The organism is Gordonia sp. N1V, from assembly GCF_029269935.1.
In the GTDB taxonomy this organism is placed as follows: Bacteria; Actinomycetota; Actinomycetes; order Mycobacteriales; family Mycobacteriaceae; genus Gordonia; species Gordonia polyisoprenivorans.
In genome coordinates this window covers 221,447-234,698 of the sequence record NZ_JARJDD010000007.1, presented here as the reverse complement: position 1 = coordinate 234,698, position 13,252 = coordinate 221,447, and the positions used below count along the sequence as shown (strand labels likewise).

General features: G+C 67.0%; 13 protein-coding genes. 8 read left to right on the top strand and 5 right to left on the bottom strand.

Translation table 11 applies throughout. The features are described from left to right. Position 1: 1 nt before the first annotated feature. Positions 2–946, bottom strand: coding sequence for an SDR family NAD(P)-dependent oxidoreductase (locus P3L18_RS11910; RefSeq protein ID WP_276114154.1), 945 nt, complete (start codon positions 944–946; stop codon positions 2–4). Continuing rightward, positions 943–1,974 (bottom strand): alpha/beta hydrolase, encoded by a 1,032-nt coding sequence (locus tag P3L18_RS11905; protein WP_276114153.1) that lies wholly within the window; start codon positions 1,972–1,974, stop codon positions 943–945. Before P3L18_RS11905 ends, P3L18_RS11910 begins: the two co-directional genes overlap by 4 nt. Before the next feature lie 181 nt (positions 1,975–2,155). On the opposite strand from P3L18_RS11905, the gene P3L18_RS11900 reads away from it, so the two are divergent. Continuing rightward, a complete protein-coding gene (locus tag P3L18_RS11900; protein ID WP_006370682.1) occupies positions 2,156–2,437 on the top strand; it encodes a DUF1490 family protein in 282 nt (93 codons plus the stop codon). A gap of 19 nt (positions 2,438–2,456) precedes the next feature. Next, complete coding sequence (locus P3L18_RS11895) at positions 2,457–4,619, top strand: cation-translocating P-type ATPase (protein WP_276114181.1); 2,163 nt, start codon at positions 2,457–2,459, stop codon at positions 4,617–4,619. A 15-nt stretch (positions 4,620–4,634) separates the two neighbouring features. Here P3L18_RS11895 and P3L18_RS11890 read toward each other — a convergent pair whose 3' ends face one another. Continuing rightward, complete coding sequence (locus P3L18_RS11890; RefSeq protein WP_276114152.1) at positions 4,635–5,117, bottom strand: NUDIX domain-containing protein; 483 nt, start codon at positions 5,115–5,117, stop codon at positions 4,635–4,637. A gap of 77 nt (positions 5,118–5,194) precedes the next feature. Here P3L18_RS11890 and P3L18_RS11885 point away from each other — a divergent pair, with 77 nt between their 5' ends. The 5 genes from P3L18_RS11885 to rsgA all read left to right on the top strand — a co-directional run bounded on the left by P3L18_RS11885 (position 5,195) and on the right by rsgA (position 9,996). Beyond that, positions 5,195–6,895, top strand: a complete 1,701-nt coding sequence (locus P3L18_RS11885; protein WP_276114151.1) for a nucleobase:cation symporter-2 family protein — start codon at positions 5,195–5,197, stop codon at positions 6,893–6,895. A gap of 49 nt (positions 6,896–6,944) precedes the next feature. Continuing rightward, positions 6,945–7,157, top strand: a complete 213-nt coding sequence (locus P3L18_RS11880; protein ID WP_014360882.1) for a hypothetical protein — start codon at positions 6,945–6,947, stop codon at positions 7,155–7,157. Positions 7,158–7,233: 76 nt separating this feature from the next. After that, complete coding sequence (locus P3L18_RS11875; protein ID WP_006370670.1) at positions 7,234–7,620, top strand: VOC family protein; 387 nt, start codon at positions 7,234–7,236, stop codon at positions 7,618–7,620. A gap of 46 nt (positions 7,621–7,666) precedes the next feature. Then, positions 7,667–8,932 (top strand): 3-phosphoshikimate 1-carboxyvinyltransferase, encoded by a 1,266-nt coding sequence (aroA, locus tag P3L18_RS11870; RefSeq protein ID WP_276114150.1) that lies wholly within the window; start codon positions 7,667–7,669, stop codon positions 8,930–8,932. Then, positions 8,929–9,996 carry a ribosome small subunit-dependent GTPase A gene (gene rsgA, locus P3L18_RS11865; RefSeq protein WP_079930970.1) on the top strand — a complete coding sequence of 356 codons (1,068 nt, stop codon included), beginning with the start codon at positions 8,929–8,931 and terminating at the stop codon, positions 9,994–9,996. The genes aroA and rsgA overlap by 4 nt, the downstream gene beginning before the upstream one ends. Positions 9,997–10,181: 185 nt before the next feature. Here the strand turns inward: rsgA and P3L18_RS11860 are convergent, their stop codons facing one another. Next, the gene (locus tag P3L18_RS11860) at positions 10,182–10,928 is read right to left on the bottom strand and encodes a GntR family transcriptional regulator (RefSeq protein WP_006370667.1); all 747 of its coding nucleotides are present in this window, start codon (positions 10,926–10,928) and stop codon (positions 10,182–10,184) included. A 50-nt stretch (positions 10,929–10,978) separates the two neighbouring features. Then, complete coding sequence (locus P3L18_RS11855; protein ID WP_079930972.1) at positions 10,979–12,001, bottom strand: LacI family DNA-binding transcriptional regulator; 1,023 nt, start codon at positions 11,999–12,001, stop codon at positions 10,979–10,981. 71 nt (positions 12,002–12,072) lie between these two features. Here P3L18_RS11855 and P3L18_RS11850 point away from each other — a divergent pair, with 71 nt between their 5' ends. Further along, a complete protein-coding gene (locus P3L18_RS11850; protein WP_079930977.1) occupies positions 12,073–13,248 on the top strand; it encodes a phytanoyl-CoA dioxygenase family protein in 1,176 nt (391 codons plus the stop codon). Positions 13,249–13,252: the final 4 nt, after the last annotated feature.

Sequence of the window (13,252 nt, the reverse complement as noted above, 5' to 3'; positions counted from 1 at the left end):
GTCACACTCCTTCTTCGATTCGTGTTGGTGCAGCTTCGATTTCCGCATCGGACGCCAGGCTGTTGTGCTCGGATACCCTCGGCTCGAGTACCCCCGGCTCGAGGACCTCCGGGTCCACGGCGGCGATCGCCGGGGCCAGACGATGCAGCAGACCCGCTCCGAGGGTGTAGGTCCGCGGAAACAGTCGCTTCATCAGCCAGAGGGCCCTGGCGTCGAGTTGGGGCACCACGTACAGCCGTCCCCGGTCGTTGGCATCGAGGGTCGACCGCGCGACCTGCTCTGCCGACCGTCCGGAGTACCTCATCAGGGTTTGCGCGAGTTTCATCGCGTCGCCGGTGATCCGACCGTCGACGGCGACATTGGTTTTCACGAATGTCGGGCACAGCACGGTCACCGCGAGATCCGTGCCCGACAACTCCGCGGCAATGGTCTCCGAGAGTGCCAGTACCCCCGCCTTGCCGACGTTGTAGGCACCCATCCCGGGCGCCGCGGAGAACGCTGCGGCCGAGGCGACGTTGATGAGACCACCCCGTCCGGCCGAGCGCAGTTGGGGCAGAAAGAGTTCCGACCCGAGGACCATTCCGCGCAGGTTGATGTCGAGGGCCCAGGTCCAGTCGTCGAGGCCGATGCTGCCGACGCAACGCCCGCCGATGCCAACGCCGGCGTTGTTGATCATCAACGTGGTCGGGCCACCGAGCAGATCCGGTGCGCGGCCGGCGAGGGTGCGCATGTCGTCGATCTCGGCGACGTCGCAAAAAAGCGCGATGCCCTCCCCGCGGCCGTCCGCGTCGATCATGGCGACCGTCTCCTCGGCCCGGTCGATGTCGATGTCGGCGCAGACGATGCGGCCTCCACGGCGCGCGAGTTCGAGAGCGAAAGCGCGCCCGATGCCGCTACCCGCGCCGGTGACGACGGCGCGTGCACCCTGTGATCGTCGAGATGTCATGTCGTGGCATACCTTTCCGTATCAGCGTGTTCCGTATCAGCGTGTGCCGTCGCAGCGTTCGCCGCCGCAGCTGTGCCACCCGGTTCCGGACACTCGGTGATGAACCGTGCGGCCGCCGCCAGGGCGGGGCCGGCTTCCGGGATCATCGTCGGCAGTGCCTGGAAGACGTGCATCTGTCCGGGCCAGATCTGCAGTTCACTGTCCCCACCGGCGTCGGAGATCATCCGGTGCGCAGCACGTGCATCGCCGAGGAGCATCTCTGCCCCACCGACCTGGATCAGTGTGCGAGGCAGGTCGGTGGCACGATCGAGTACCGGCGCGAGGCGAGGCAGGTCGGCCGGATGGCCCCTGGTGTAGTGATCGACCAGGCGCTGCGCGGCGGCGGCCGAGATCAACGGGTCGGGCCCGGTGTCGCGTTCCTGCCGGCGGGCCAGTTCGAGAGTGAGATCGACCAGCGGCGACATCAGTACCATCGCGCTCGGCTGTGCACGCCGGTGTCGCACATTCTCGGCGAGCAGATCCAGGAGGAGATGGCCGCCCGCCGAATCACCTGCGACGGTGATGTTCTCGGGCCGATAGCCGATGTTCTGCAGCCAGGCGTAGGCGGCCTCGACGTCGTCGGCGGCAGCAGGAAAGACGTGTTCGGGGGCGAGTCGGTAGTCGACACTGAACACCGGCATCCCGGTGAGATGCGCGAGTCGGGCAACGAGTCCGCGATGCGTGCGCGCCGAGCAGATCGCATACGCACTGCCGTGGACGTAGAGGATGACGCGCCGGGACTTCTCCGATCCCGGGGCATACACCCACTCTCCGCGGAAGCTGCCGGTGGACAGGGCATCGACGCGGACCCAATAGGGCGGCGGTGACCCGAGCAGCATGGCCGTGGCGACGATGGCACGGGAGACATGTACCGCGAGGACACCGCCGGGCAGGACGTCGGCGAACGGCCGCAACGTGCGGCGGGTCAGCCACGCCGCACACCGGGACTGTCGTGAGGTGTGAATCACACAACCGATGGCATCACCCATTATGCCATTTGTCAATGGCACAATGGTCAATGTTGCAAATTCTCCCGCACTGCTGCCCAACCGGTCCCCGTGTCGGCGTGTGTCCACTCGCCGGGTGGCCGCGCACAACGTAGACTCGGACGTCCTGGCAATCGTTTCCATTAATCGAGCAACTCATCGAGTTGAGCGCGAAAGGACCGAGATGGCATTACACGGCTTCTTGACCAAGGCCGGATCGACGGTCGCGACCGGCCTCGTCGGCGCCGTCGCATACGACGTCGCCCGCAAGGCCATCGCCAAGGCACCCCTACGGCAGGGCGCCGTGGTGGTCACCTCCTGGGGCCTGGTGGGTACCCGGAAAGCCGAGGCCATCGCCGAGGATGCACGCCTTCGGACCGCCGACATCGTCGCCGAGGCGAAGGACCGTATCGGCGAGGAAGCGAGTCCCCCGGGAACGGCCGAGCCGCACGACCACGATCACTGACCCCGCCGTGCAAGAATCTGTGCGGTCCGACGCCGCGGGGCGTCTACGCCTGGTCGTCGATGCGCTGCGCGGAACGTCGGCCGCACGTGCGGTCGCCGTCGAGGACGCTGTGATCGCGGTGACCGGGGTTCGCGCCGTGCACATGTATCCACGCACCGGCTCCGTCGTCGTCTGGTATCGCCGGAACACCGACCGTGGCGCCATCGATCAGGCGATCGCCGCCGGGCGGGACGCCGATCTCACGACGGTCACCCGCGCCGCGCCACATTCGGCCGACGTCACCAATTCCGACATACTGCGGATGGGTATCGGCGCGGGCGCTTTGATCCTTCTGGGGTTGCGGCGTTACGGATTCCGACGACCACCGATGCTCGGTCCCGCGTCGCGCACGGTCGCCACCGGGATCACCATCTTCTCCGGCTATCCATTCCTCAAGGGCGCCTTGCGTTCTCTGCGCGGAGGACGGGCGGGCACGGATGCGCTGGTGTCGGCGGCGACCGTGGCGAGTCTGTTGTTGCGGGAGAACGTCGTCGCGCTGACCGTCCTGTGGTTGCTCAACATCGGTGAGTTCCTTCAGGATCTGACGTTGCGCCGTACCCGACGGGCGATCTCGGATCTGTTGCGCGGCAACGCCGACACCGCATGGCTGCGGCTCGAGGACGGCACCGAGGTGTCGGTGCCCGTCGATTCGTTGGCGGTCGGCGACGTCATCGTCGTCCACGATCATGTCGCCGTCCCGGTCGACGGGACGGTGCTCGAGGGCGAGGCGGTGATCGACCAGTCCGCGCTGACCGGCGAGAACCTGCCCGTCACCGCACAGGTCGGCGCCCACGTGCACGCGGGCTCGGTGGTGGTCAGCGGGCGGTTGGTGATCACCACCTCGGCGGTCGGCGCCGACACCGCGATCGGTCGGATCATCGCCCGGGTCGAGGAAGCCCAGCACGATCGGGCGCCCATCCAGACTGTCGGCGAACAGTTCTCGGGGCGCTTCGTCCCGGCCTCGTTCCTGCTGTCGGCGGCCACCCTGCTCGTCACGCGCGATCTGCGCCGCGCCATGACCATGCTGCTCGTCGCGTGCCCCTGCGCCGTCGGGCTGTCGACACCCACCGCGATCAGCGGCGCCATCGGCAACGGTGCCCGCCGCGGAATCCTGATCAAGGGCGGCTCGCATCTCGAGGCGGCCGGCCGCATCACCGCCATGGTCTTCGACAAGACCGGCACACTGACGACCGGCCGTCCGGTGGTGACCAACGTGATCTCCTTCCACCCCGACTGGTCACCCGAAGACGTCCTGGCCCATGCGGCGAGTTCGGAAATCCACTCGCGACATCCGTTGGCGCAAGCGGTGATCCGGTCGACGACCGAGCGCCGGATCGAGATCCCCACCCACGCCGAGTGTGAGGTCATCGTCGGTCTCGGCATGCGCACCTTCGCCGCCGACGGCCGCGTCCTGTTGTTGGGTAGCCCCGCCCTGTTCACTCGCCACGAGGTCGCACTGACCACCGACGCGATCGAGTGGGTGGACAAGCTCCGCAACGAGTGCGAGACACCACTGTTGCTCGCCGTCGACGGCACCCTCGTCGGGCTGGTGAGTCTGCGCGACGAGGTCCGCCCCGAGGCGCGCGAGGTGCTCGATGGGTTGCGAGCCAAGGGAATCGAGCGGATCGCCATGCTCACCGGCGATCACCCGGCCACCGCTGCGGCGATCGCCGGCGAACTCGGCATCGACGACTGGCGTGCCGAGGTGCTTCCGGAGGACAAACTCGCCGCGGTCCGCGAGTTGCAATCCGAAGGTCATCTGGTGGCGATGATCGGTGACGGGGTCAACGACGCACCCGCACTGGCCGCCGCCGACATCGGCATCGCGATGGGCTTGGCCGGCACCGACGTGGCCGTCGAGACCGCCGACATCGCCTTGGCCGCAGACGATCTGCGCATGCTGTTGGCGGTGGGCGATCTGGGCGAGCACACCCTGCAGGTGATCAAGCAGAACTACGGGATGTCGATCGCCGTCAACGCGATCGGGCTGATCGTCGGTGCCGGTGGTGCACTGTCCCCGGTGGTGGCGGCCATCCTGCACAACGCGTCGTCGGTGGCCGTGGTGGCCAACAGTTCTCGTCTCATCCGCTATCAGGTGGACCAGCCGGGCGCGGAGAAATCCGACACCGCACTGGTGCGCTGATGGCGGGCGCGCAGATCACGGGTTCGACGGGAGGTGCTCGAGCAACCGGTCGATGAAGGCGACCTGCGCCGGATTGAGCTTGCGGCGTGCGTCGTCGGGTGAAAACCATTCCGCACGGTCGATCTCCGGGAAGGCCTGGGTCTTCCCGGACCGCGGCGGCCACGGCATCTCGAAGGTGTTGCTGGTGACGACGGAGACGTCGAGGTCACCGTCGATCGCGAAGGCGACGACCCGTTTACCGCTCTTGAGCCGCACCTCACCGAGCTCGATGACCTCACCATCGGGGGCCGTCTGACCGATCTCCTCGGCGAATTCGCGACGGGCGGCGACGAGGAGTTCCTCACCGTCCTCGACGAGTCCCTTCGGGATCGACCACGCTCCGTCGTCCTTGCGCGCCCACAACGGTCCACCCGGATGGGCGAGCAGGACCTCGACGCCGAGTGCAGTGTTCCGATGGATCAGTAACCCGGCGCTGAGCTGGGGAGTGCGTGCTGCCACATCGATATATTCTGCCGGAAACACCGTCGACACACGATCGCGTCGAATCAGAAATCTCGGACTCGTAGACAGTGTTCATGACGGTTCTCGACACCATCAGGCGCGGCCGTGACGCCGACCATCCGGTCGACGACATCCCGCCGCTGACCAAACTCTTCCCGCTCGGACTACAACACGTCATGGCGATGTACGCCGGTGCCGTGGCGGTGCCGCTCATCGTCGGCGGCGCGATGGTCGGTGCCGGTCAGATGCGTTCCGACGAGATCGTCCACCTGATCACCGCCGACCTGTTCGTCGCCGGCATCGCCACATTGCTGCAGGCAGTCGGGTTCTGGCGGTTCGGGGTGCGCCTGCCCCTGATGCAGGGCGTCACGTTTGCCGCGGTCGGGCCGATGATCACGATCGGGCTCAACCACGGCATCACCGCGATCTACGGTTCGGTGATCGCCTGCGGCGTGTTCATGATCGTGGTGGCGCCGATCGTCGGTCGGCTGATCAGATTCTTTCCACCACTGGTCACCGGCACGATCATCCTCATCATCGGGGTGTCGCTGATGAGCGTGGCCGCCGGATGGTTCGGCGGCGGCACCAACAACGGCGAGGACTTCGGCGCACCCAAATCGATCGCCTTCGGATTCGGCACCCTGCTGTTGATCATCCTGCTCGAGCGGTTCGCGCCCGCGGCGATCAAGCGGGTGTCGGTGCTCGTGGGACTCGTCCTCGGCACCCTGATCTCGATCCCGTTCGGCATGACCAATTGGAGCGGCGTCGGGCAGAGTTCCTGGATCGCTGTGCCGCAGCCGTTCTATTTCGGTGTGCCGAGCTTCGACGTCAGCTCCATCATCGCGATGATCATCGTCGCCCTGGTGATCATGACCGAGACCACCGGCGACATCGTGGCCGTCGGCGAGATCGTCGACAAGAAGATCACACCGCGCAAGCTCGCCGACGGCATGCGGGCCGACGGCGTGGGCACCGTCCTGGGCGGGATCTTCAACACCTTCCCCTACACCGCATTCGCGCAGAACGTCGGCCTGGTGGCGATCACGGGCGTCAAGACCCGACATGTCGCGACATGTGCGGGCGCGATCCTCGTGGTCCTCGGCCTGCTCCCGAAAATGGCCGCGATCATCGAAGGCATCCCCCAGCCCGTCCTCGGCGGCGCGGGTGTCGCGCTGTTCGGCATGGTCGCCGCCAGTGGTGTCCGCACCCTGAGCCGGGTCAAGTTCAACAACACCAACATCCTGGTGGTCGCCATCTCGGTCGGCGTCGCGATGCTGAGCGAGGCGAGCCTGTCGTACACCAACGACAACGGCGAGACCGTGTCGCTCGACCTGTATCACCAATTCCCGGACTGGTTCCAGACGATCTTCCACTCCGGGATCTCCGCGGGCGCCATCACCGCAATCCTGTTGAACCTCTTACTCAATTGGCGCAGCACCTCACCCGATCCGGTGGATTATCACAACACCGGCGAGATCGTGGTGGTCGACGCCGACGGACTCTCCGGCTCCGACGCACCGCGGTACGGCGCCTTCGATCCGCGGGATGCGCTCGCCGCCGCCGACCCCGACACCGACCCGGCGACGCTGCGTGTACTCGCCGAGCACGACGCCGGTCTCCACCGGTTCATCGTCACCAATCCCTCGGCGCCGCAGGAACTGTGCGAATGGATTCGCGCCCAAGGCGATCCGAAGGTCACCGCACTACTCGACCGGTGGGACGACAAGACGGGCGGGAAGTTCTCCGCTCGGGACACGGGTACACCGGCCACCTGAGGCCGTCGGTTCGCGCCGGCGATCGGTGTCGGCGCCGTATCGTTGTCCCATGAACAGCCCACAGCCCGAAGAACTCGACGACCCGGACATCCCGCACGAGTACCCGCATGAATCCGCCTTCGCCTTCGGAGACGCCGAGCCGATCGGTGAGACCGATCGCATCGCCCGGGAGAAGGCGATCTACGAGGCGGGTCGTCATGGCAACGACCTCAACCGCGGACACGCGCTCGGCGGGTCGGACGGCACCACCGAAGGTCAGTGATCCGAGCGCACCGGACCCGCGACGCGCCGGGCGTATTGTCCTGTCCGACCGATCGGTAGCGGTGTAGACACAAGGCATGGAGGTCCTCAGTAGTCGCGTCGTGCTCCGTTCACGAGACCCGGAATCGTTGCAGCATTTCTACCGTCATCAGCTGCGTCTCGCCGTTGCGCGGGAGTACCCGGGCGGCATCGTCTTTTACGCCGGTAACGGCCTGATCGAGGTTCCAGGGCACATGAGTTCCGATCTCGACACCACCATCGAACCGTCGGGCGCACTGTGGCTGCAGGTACGCGACGTCTCGGCCGCCGAACGCGAACTGCGGTCGGCGCACGTCAAGATCGAGCGCGAACCGCTCACCGAGCCGTGGGGCCTGATCGAGATGCATGTGCGCGACACCGACGGCCGACTGCTCATCATCGTCGAGGTCCCGCCGACGCACCCCCTGCGTCTGGACAACCGCTGACCGGGACGGGATCGGACGTGGCCGGCCCCATGACAGACTGGACCGCATGAGCACGTGGAATGCGCCCGTCGTGTCGGGGCCGGTGAACGCGACCGTGGACCTGCCCGGGTCCAAGTCGATCACCAATCGGGCGTTGCTGCTCGCCGCGCTCGCCGACGGCCCGTCGACCCTCACCGGCACACTACGAAGCCGGGACACCAATCTCATGCTCGCCGCTCTGACCGGACTGGGCATCGGCATCCGGGTCGACGCCGCCGACCCGACGACGGTCTCCATCGAACCGCGACCCATGCACGGCACCGACGTCTATTGCGGGCTCGCAGGCACCGTCATGCGATTCCTGCCACCGATGGCGGCGTTGGCGTCGGGACCGGTCGACTTCGACGGCGATCCGCAAGCGCGTCAGCGACCGCTCACGACGATCCTCGATGCCCTGCGTGAGCTCGGTGTCACCGTCGAGGGCGACTCCCTGCCGTTCACGGTGGTGGGCACCGGATCGGCACGCGGCGGCGAGGTCACGATCGATGCGTCGGGGTCGTCGCAGTTCGTGTCCGGGTTGCTGCTGACCGGCGCACGATTCGACGAGGGACTGACCGTGCGGCACGTCGGAGGTCCGGTTCCGTCGATGCCCCACATCGAGATGACCATCGCGATGCTCGCGACAGCCGGTGTGAAAGTCGTTGTCGACGAACCGAATATCTGGCACGTCGATCCGTCGACGATTCGTGCGGTGGACTGGGCGATCGAACCCGATCTTTCCAACGCGGCCGCCTTCCTCGCCGCGGGCGCCGCGACCGGCGGGGCGGTCAGCGTGCCACGCTGGCCGGCCGTCACCACCCAGCCCGGCGCCCAGATCGCCGACATCCTCGCCGAGATGGGTTGCACCGTCGAACTTCTCGACGGTACGCTCACCGTGCGCGGACCGCTTCGACTGACCGGTATCGACCGCGATCTGCGCGAGGTCGGCGAACTGACACCGACGATCGCGGCACTGGCTGCCCTCGCCGAGAGTGAGTCCCGGCTGACCGGCATCGCCCATCTGCGCGGCCACGAAACCGATCGCCTGGCCGCACTGGCCACCGAGATCGGGCGTCTCGGTGGCGATGTCACCGAGCTCGACGACGGCCTGATCATCCGGCCGGCCCCGTTGCACGGCGGGCGCTGGGAGTCCTACGCCGACCACCGGATGGCCACCGCAGGCGCGATCATCGGCTTGCGCGTGCCCTCGGTCACCGTCGACGACATCGAGACCACGTCGAAGACCTTGCCGGACTTTCCGGGTATGTGGCAGAAGATGATCGGGCATCCGTGAGCCGTCGCGCGGACAGTTACGACGAGTCCGATGTCCGGGTCCGCCCCGGCAAGGGGAGTCGTCCACGCACCAAAACCCGTCCGGCACATGATGATGCGGAGTCGGCGATGGTCGTCTCGGTCGATCGGGGCCGCTGGGGTTGCGTACTCGATGGCGATCCGGATCGTCGTGTGGTGGCCATGCGCGCACGTGAACTCGGCCGCACCCCGATCGTGGTCGGCGACGATGTCGGGGTCGTCGGCGACCTGACCGGGAAGCCGGATTCACTGGCTCGGATCGTGCGAGTCGACGAGCGGCGAACGGTCCTGCGGCGCACCGCCGATGACACCGATCCGTACGAGCGCATCGTCGCCGCCAACGCCGATCGCCTCCTGATCGTCACGGCTATGGCCGATCCCCCACCCCGGACCGGATTCGTCGAACGCGCCCTCGCCGCGGCGTATGTCGGTGGGCTCGAACCCATCTTGTGTCTCACCAAGTCCGATCTGGCCGATCCCACCGAGTTCACCAATGCCTTCGACGGACTCGACCTGATCATCGTGCGCGCCGGTCGTGACGATCCACTCGACGACGTCCTCGGCTTGCTGCGCGGGCACCTCACCGCATTGATCGGGCACTCCGGCGTGGGCAAGTCAACCCTGGTCAACCGCCTTGTGCCCGAAGCCGAACGGGCCACCGGTGTGGTCTCGGGGGTCGGCAAGGGCCGACACACCTCCACCGCGTCGGTGGCGTTGGTGTTGCCGGCACATCCCGATGACTTGCGAGGTCCCGAGGACCAGGGCCGACGGTCGTGGGTCATCGACACCCCCGGCATCCGTTCGTTCGGTCTCGCCCATGTCGACGCCGACGACATCGTCGACGCCTTCGACGATCTGCGCGATGCCATCGAGAACTGTCCGCGCGGCTGCACCCACCTCGGACCGCCTGCCGATCCGGAATGCGCACTCGACGACCTCACCGGCGCCTCGCATCGTCGCGCGATGGCGGTGCGGCGCCTGCTCGTCGCGGTGGGTGGCGGCGGGACCGACCCCGAGCCGGAATCGACGAGCGTCGACTCGGAGTAGGTTGCCGGTGGGCGGTGGTGGCCGGTGGTCGGTGGTGGCGAAACCAGCGTCGGCGCAAGCGGTCTCGAGGCTCGGCGCACGCGCCTCGCACCTCGACCATCGGGGTCGGAACCATCGGGGGAAACGACCTGCCCCCCGATGGTCGAGGTGCCCGGCGCCCCCGGCGCCGGGCCTCGAGACCCGCCTCAGCGATCGACGACGGTCGTCTCGAAGAAGTAGCGGTCCGCGCGGTAGGCGTGGCGACCCACCTCGACGACCTTGCCCGCATCGTCGAATGCGGTGCGCTGCATGGTCAGCAACGGCGCACCCGGCTCCACGTCGAGCAGAGTGGCCTCCTCGGCGTCGGCGGCTTTCGCGCCGATGACCTGGCGGGCAAGCCGAATGTGGACACCCTTGGCGCGCAGCCCCTTGTAGAGGCCGCCGTCCTCGAGATCGCCTGGCGGCGGACAGATGTCGGCGGGTAGGTGATTGGTCATCACCGCCAGTGGCTCGCCGCCTGCGCTGCGTAGCCGTCGGATGGTGACAGCCTCCGCGTCGGCATCGAGACCGAGATCGGTGCGCAGGTCGTCGTCGGGCACCGACCGCCGGTACTCGAGAAGCTGTGTCTCCGGGTGCATTCCGGCCGTGCTGAGATCGTCGAACAGGCTGGTCAATTCCACCGAGCGGTTCACCGGGCTCTGCACCACCTGGGTGCCGACGCCCCGTTTGCGCACGACGACCCCCTTGTCGACGAGCTCCTGGATGGCCTGGCGGATCGTCGGGCGGGAGAGCTTGAGCCGTTTGGCGAGATCGAGCTCGTTCTCGAGACGATCACCCGGAGCGAGCTCGCCACCGATGATCGCGGCCTCGATCGCGCGGGCGAGCTGGTGATACAGCGGCACCGGGGTCGACCGATCGAGATCGATCTGGAGCTGCGTGGTGGCCTGTGTCATGCCTCACAGTATGTCATAACAACCAAACATGCGCGTCTTTGACAGGTCGATCAGTCGCCTGGGATGTTGTGCGGCGTGATGACGGCGATCTCCGACACCTGCGGACGATGACCCCCGGCGAGAGCGCCGTGATGGCTCATCACGGTCTGCGCGACCTGCCGCATGTCCGAGCGCAGGTCATGGTGGAGCACCGCGGTGATACCGCCGCTGCGCAGCAGATCCCGATTGGCCGGGCCGAGATCGTGACCGAGGAAGACCTCGCAGTCTCGGTGGGCATCGGCGAACGCTGCGACGATGCCCTTGTTGCCACCGCCGATCGAGTACACCGCGCCGATGCGCGGATTGTCCTGTAGCGCACGGTATGCCAATCGCCGACTGGTGGCGTCGAGACCGTCGGAACCGGAGACGTCGATGATGTGCCGTGTCGGATCGTCACGTCGCATGACCGTCCGGAACCCCATCTCACGCTCTTCCTCGCCACGGAACATCTCACTGCTCGTCATCACCAGGATGTCGACGTCGGTGTGCCGCAACCACTGCTGCATCAGGTAGGCCGCGGTGGCCCCTGCCGCCCGGTTGTCCATGCCCACATATGCCAGGCGGGTGCTCATGGGCACATCGGTGACGAGCGTGATCACCGGGATACGCGCCGCGGTGAGGCGTCCGATCGCCTCGGCAACCTCGGGGGTGTCCGGCGCTTTGAGTACCACGGCCTGACTCCCCTGACGCGCGATGGCATCGAGGGTCGCGATCAGGTCCTCGACCGGCCACGTCTCGTGCAGGTGATATCGCGCCCGGAAGATCGCCGGGCGCAGGCCCGGCAACTCGGCCTCCAGTGCCGAGCGCACCATCGACGAGAATCGGCGCGGCGTCTCCATGACCAGGTCAATCATGAATTGTCGCCCCGACAATCGCAGTTGTGCGCGTTGCCGGTCGAGGTCGGCGATGGCCTGCTCGACCTGGCGCACCGTGCCCTCCCGGACACCGGGCCGACGGTGCAACACACGGTCGACGGTCGCCTCGGACACGCCCGCCTGCCGAGCTATCTCCCGTACCGGATAGCGATGCGGCATGACCCTCCTGAGGGATTCTTGATGGGAATCTGATCTTGTTCGGACAATACGATCTTGCCATTCTGAGTTCCATGCACCTCGCCACCAGTCTTCGCGCCCGCCGCGTGACCCCGGACGACTGCCGGATCGACGACTTCGTCGCCTCGATCGAGCAGACCACCGATCTCGCCGACTATCCGCACGCCACGTCCGTCTCGCGCAACGTCCTCGTCTACGACGCGGCCGCGCTGCGCCCGCGGATCGCCGACCCCGAGACGCGCGCCGCCATCAGCGATGAACTCGCCGACGCGCTGCTCACCGGCCCGGGTATCGTCGTGTTCTCCGGAGCCTTCGACGAGAGCAATGCGCTGGCCGAATCGACTCGGATCTATGGCGACATCATCGCCGAGCAGCATGCCGCCGGAGAATCCTTCGGCGATCACTTCGCCGCCCCCGGCGCCAACGACCGGATCTGGAATGCGTTGCAGAAGCTCGCTCTTCGCGACCCCGAGGTGTTCGTGCAGTACTACCGCAACGACATCCTGGCGTTGATCTGCGAGGCCTGGCTCGGACCGATGTATCAGGTGACGTCGGCGATCAACGTCGTCAATCCCGGTGGAGCCGCCCAGAACCCGCACCGCGACTACCACCTCGGCTTCATGTCGACCGGTACCGCCGAACGTTTCCGCGCCCATATCCACCGTCTCTCGCCCGCTCTGACATTGCAGGGCGCGGTCGCGCACGTCGACATGCCGCTGGAGTCCGGTCCGACGATGTATCTGCCGTATTCGCAACGGTATGAGCAGGGGTACGTGGCATTCGGCCTTCCGGATTTCCGGGAGTACTTCACCGCCAACCACATCCAGTTGCCGCTGCGTGCGGGCGACGCCGTGTTCTTCAATCCGGCGCTGTTCCACGCCGCCGGCCACAACACGACGACCGACGTGAAGCGCATGGCGAATCTGCTGCAGGTGTCCTCGGCTTTCGGACGGGCGATGGACGCCGTCGACCGCTCGGCGATGCTGCGCGCACTATATCCGTCGCTACTCGTTCTGGCCGACCAGGGCGAGGGCACCGCGGTCGCGAACGTGATCGCTTCGGCGGCCGAGGGTTACGCCTTTCCCAGCAACCTTGATCTCGATCAGCCACTGTCGGGACTGGCCGGCGAGACCCAGGCCGAACTCGTCGCCCGCGCCCTCGATGCACGTTTCACCACAGCACATTTCGAGCGCGAACTCACCGAACTCGACCGCCGCCACACCCCGTAACCGC

Coding starts and splice junctions, on each gene's coding strand:
- P3L18_RS11875 (WP_006370670.1), top strand. CDS start 7,234: ATGGAGGTCCTCAGTAGTCGCGTCGTGCTCCGTTCACGAGACCCGGAA.
- P3L18_RS11885 (WP_276114151.1), top strand. CDS start 5,195: ATGACGGTTCTCGACACCATCAGGCGCGGCCGTGACGCCGACCATCCG.
- P3L18_RS11860 (WP_006370667.1), bottom strand. CDS start 10,928: ATGACACAGGCCACCACGCAGCTCCAGATCGATCTCGATCGGTCGACC.
- P3L18_RS11855 (WP_079930972.1), bottom strand. CDS start 12,001: ATGCCGCATCGCTATCCGGTACGGGAGATAGCTCGGCAGGCGGGCGTG.
- P3L18_RS11880 (WP_014360882.1), top strand. CDS start 6,945: ATGAACAGCCCACAGCCCGAAGAACTCGACGACCCGGACATCCCGCAC.
- P3L18_RS11850 (WP_079930977.1), top strand. CDS start 12,073: ATGCACCTCGCCACCAGTCTTCGCGCCCGCCGCGTGACCCCGGACGAC.
- P3L18_RS11900 (WP_006370682.1), top strand. CDS start 2,156: ATGGCATTACACGGCTTCTTGACCAAGGCCGGATCGACGGTCGCGACC.
- aroA (WP_276114150.1), top strand. CDS start 7,667: ATGAGCACGTGGAATGCGCCCGTCGTGTCGGGGCCGGTGAACGCGACC.
- P3L18_RS11905 (WP_276114153.1), bottom strand. CDS start 1,974: ATGGGTGATGCCATCGGTTGTGTGATTCACACCTCACGACAGTCCCGG.
- P3L18_RS11910 (WP_276114154.1), bottom strand. CDS start 946: ATGACATCTCGACGATCACAGGGTGCACGCGCCGTCGTCACCGGCGCG.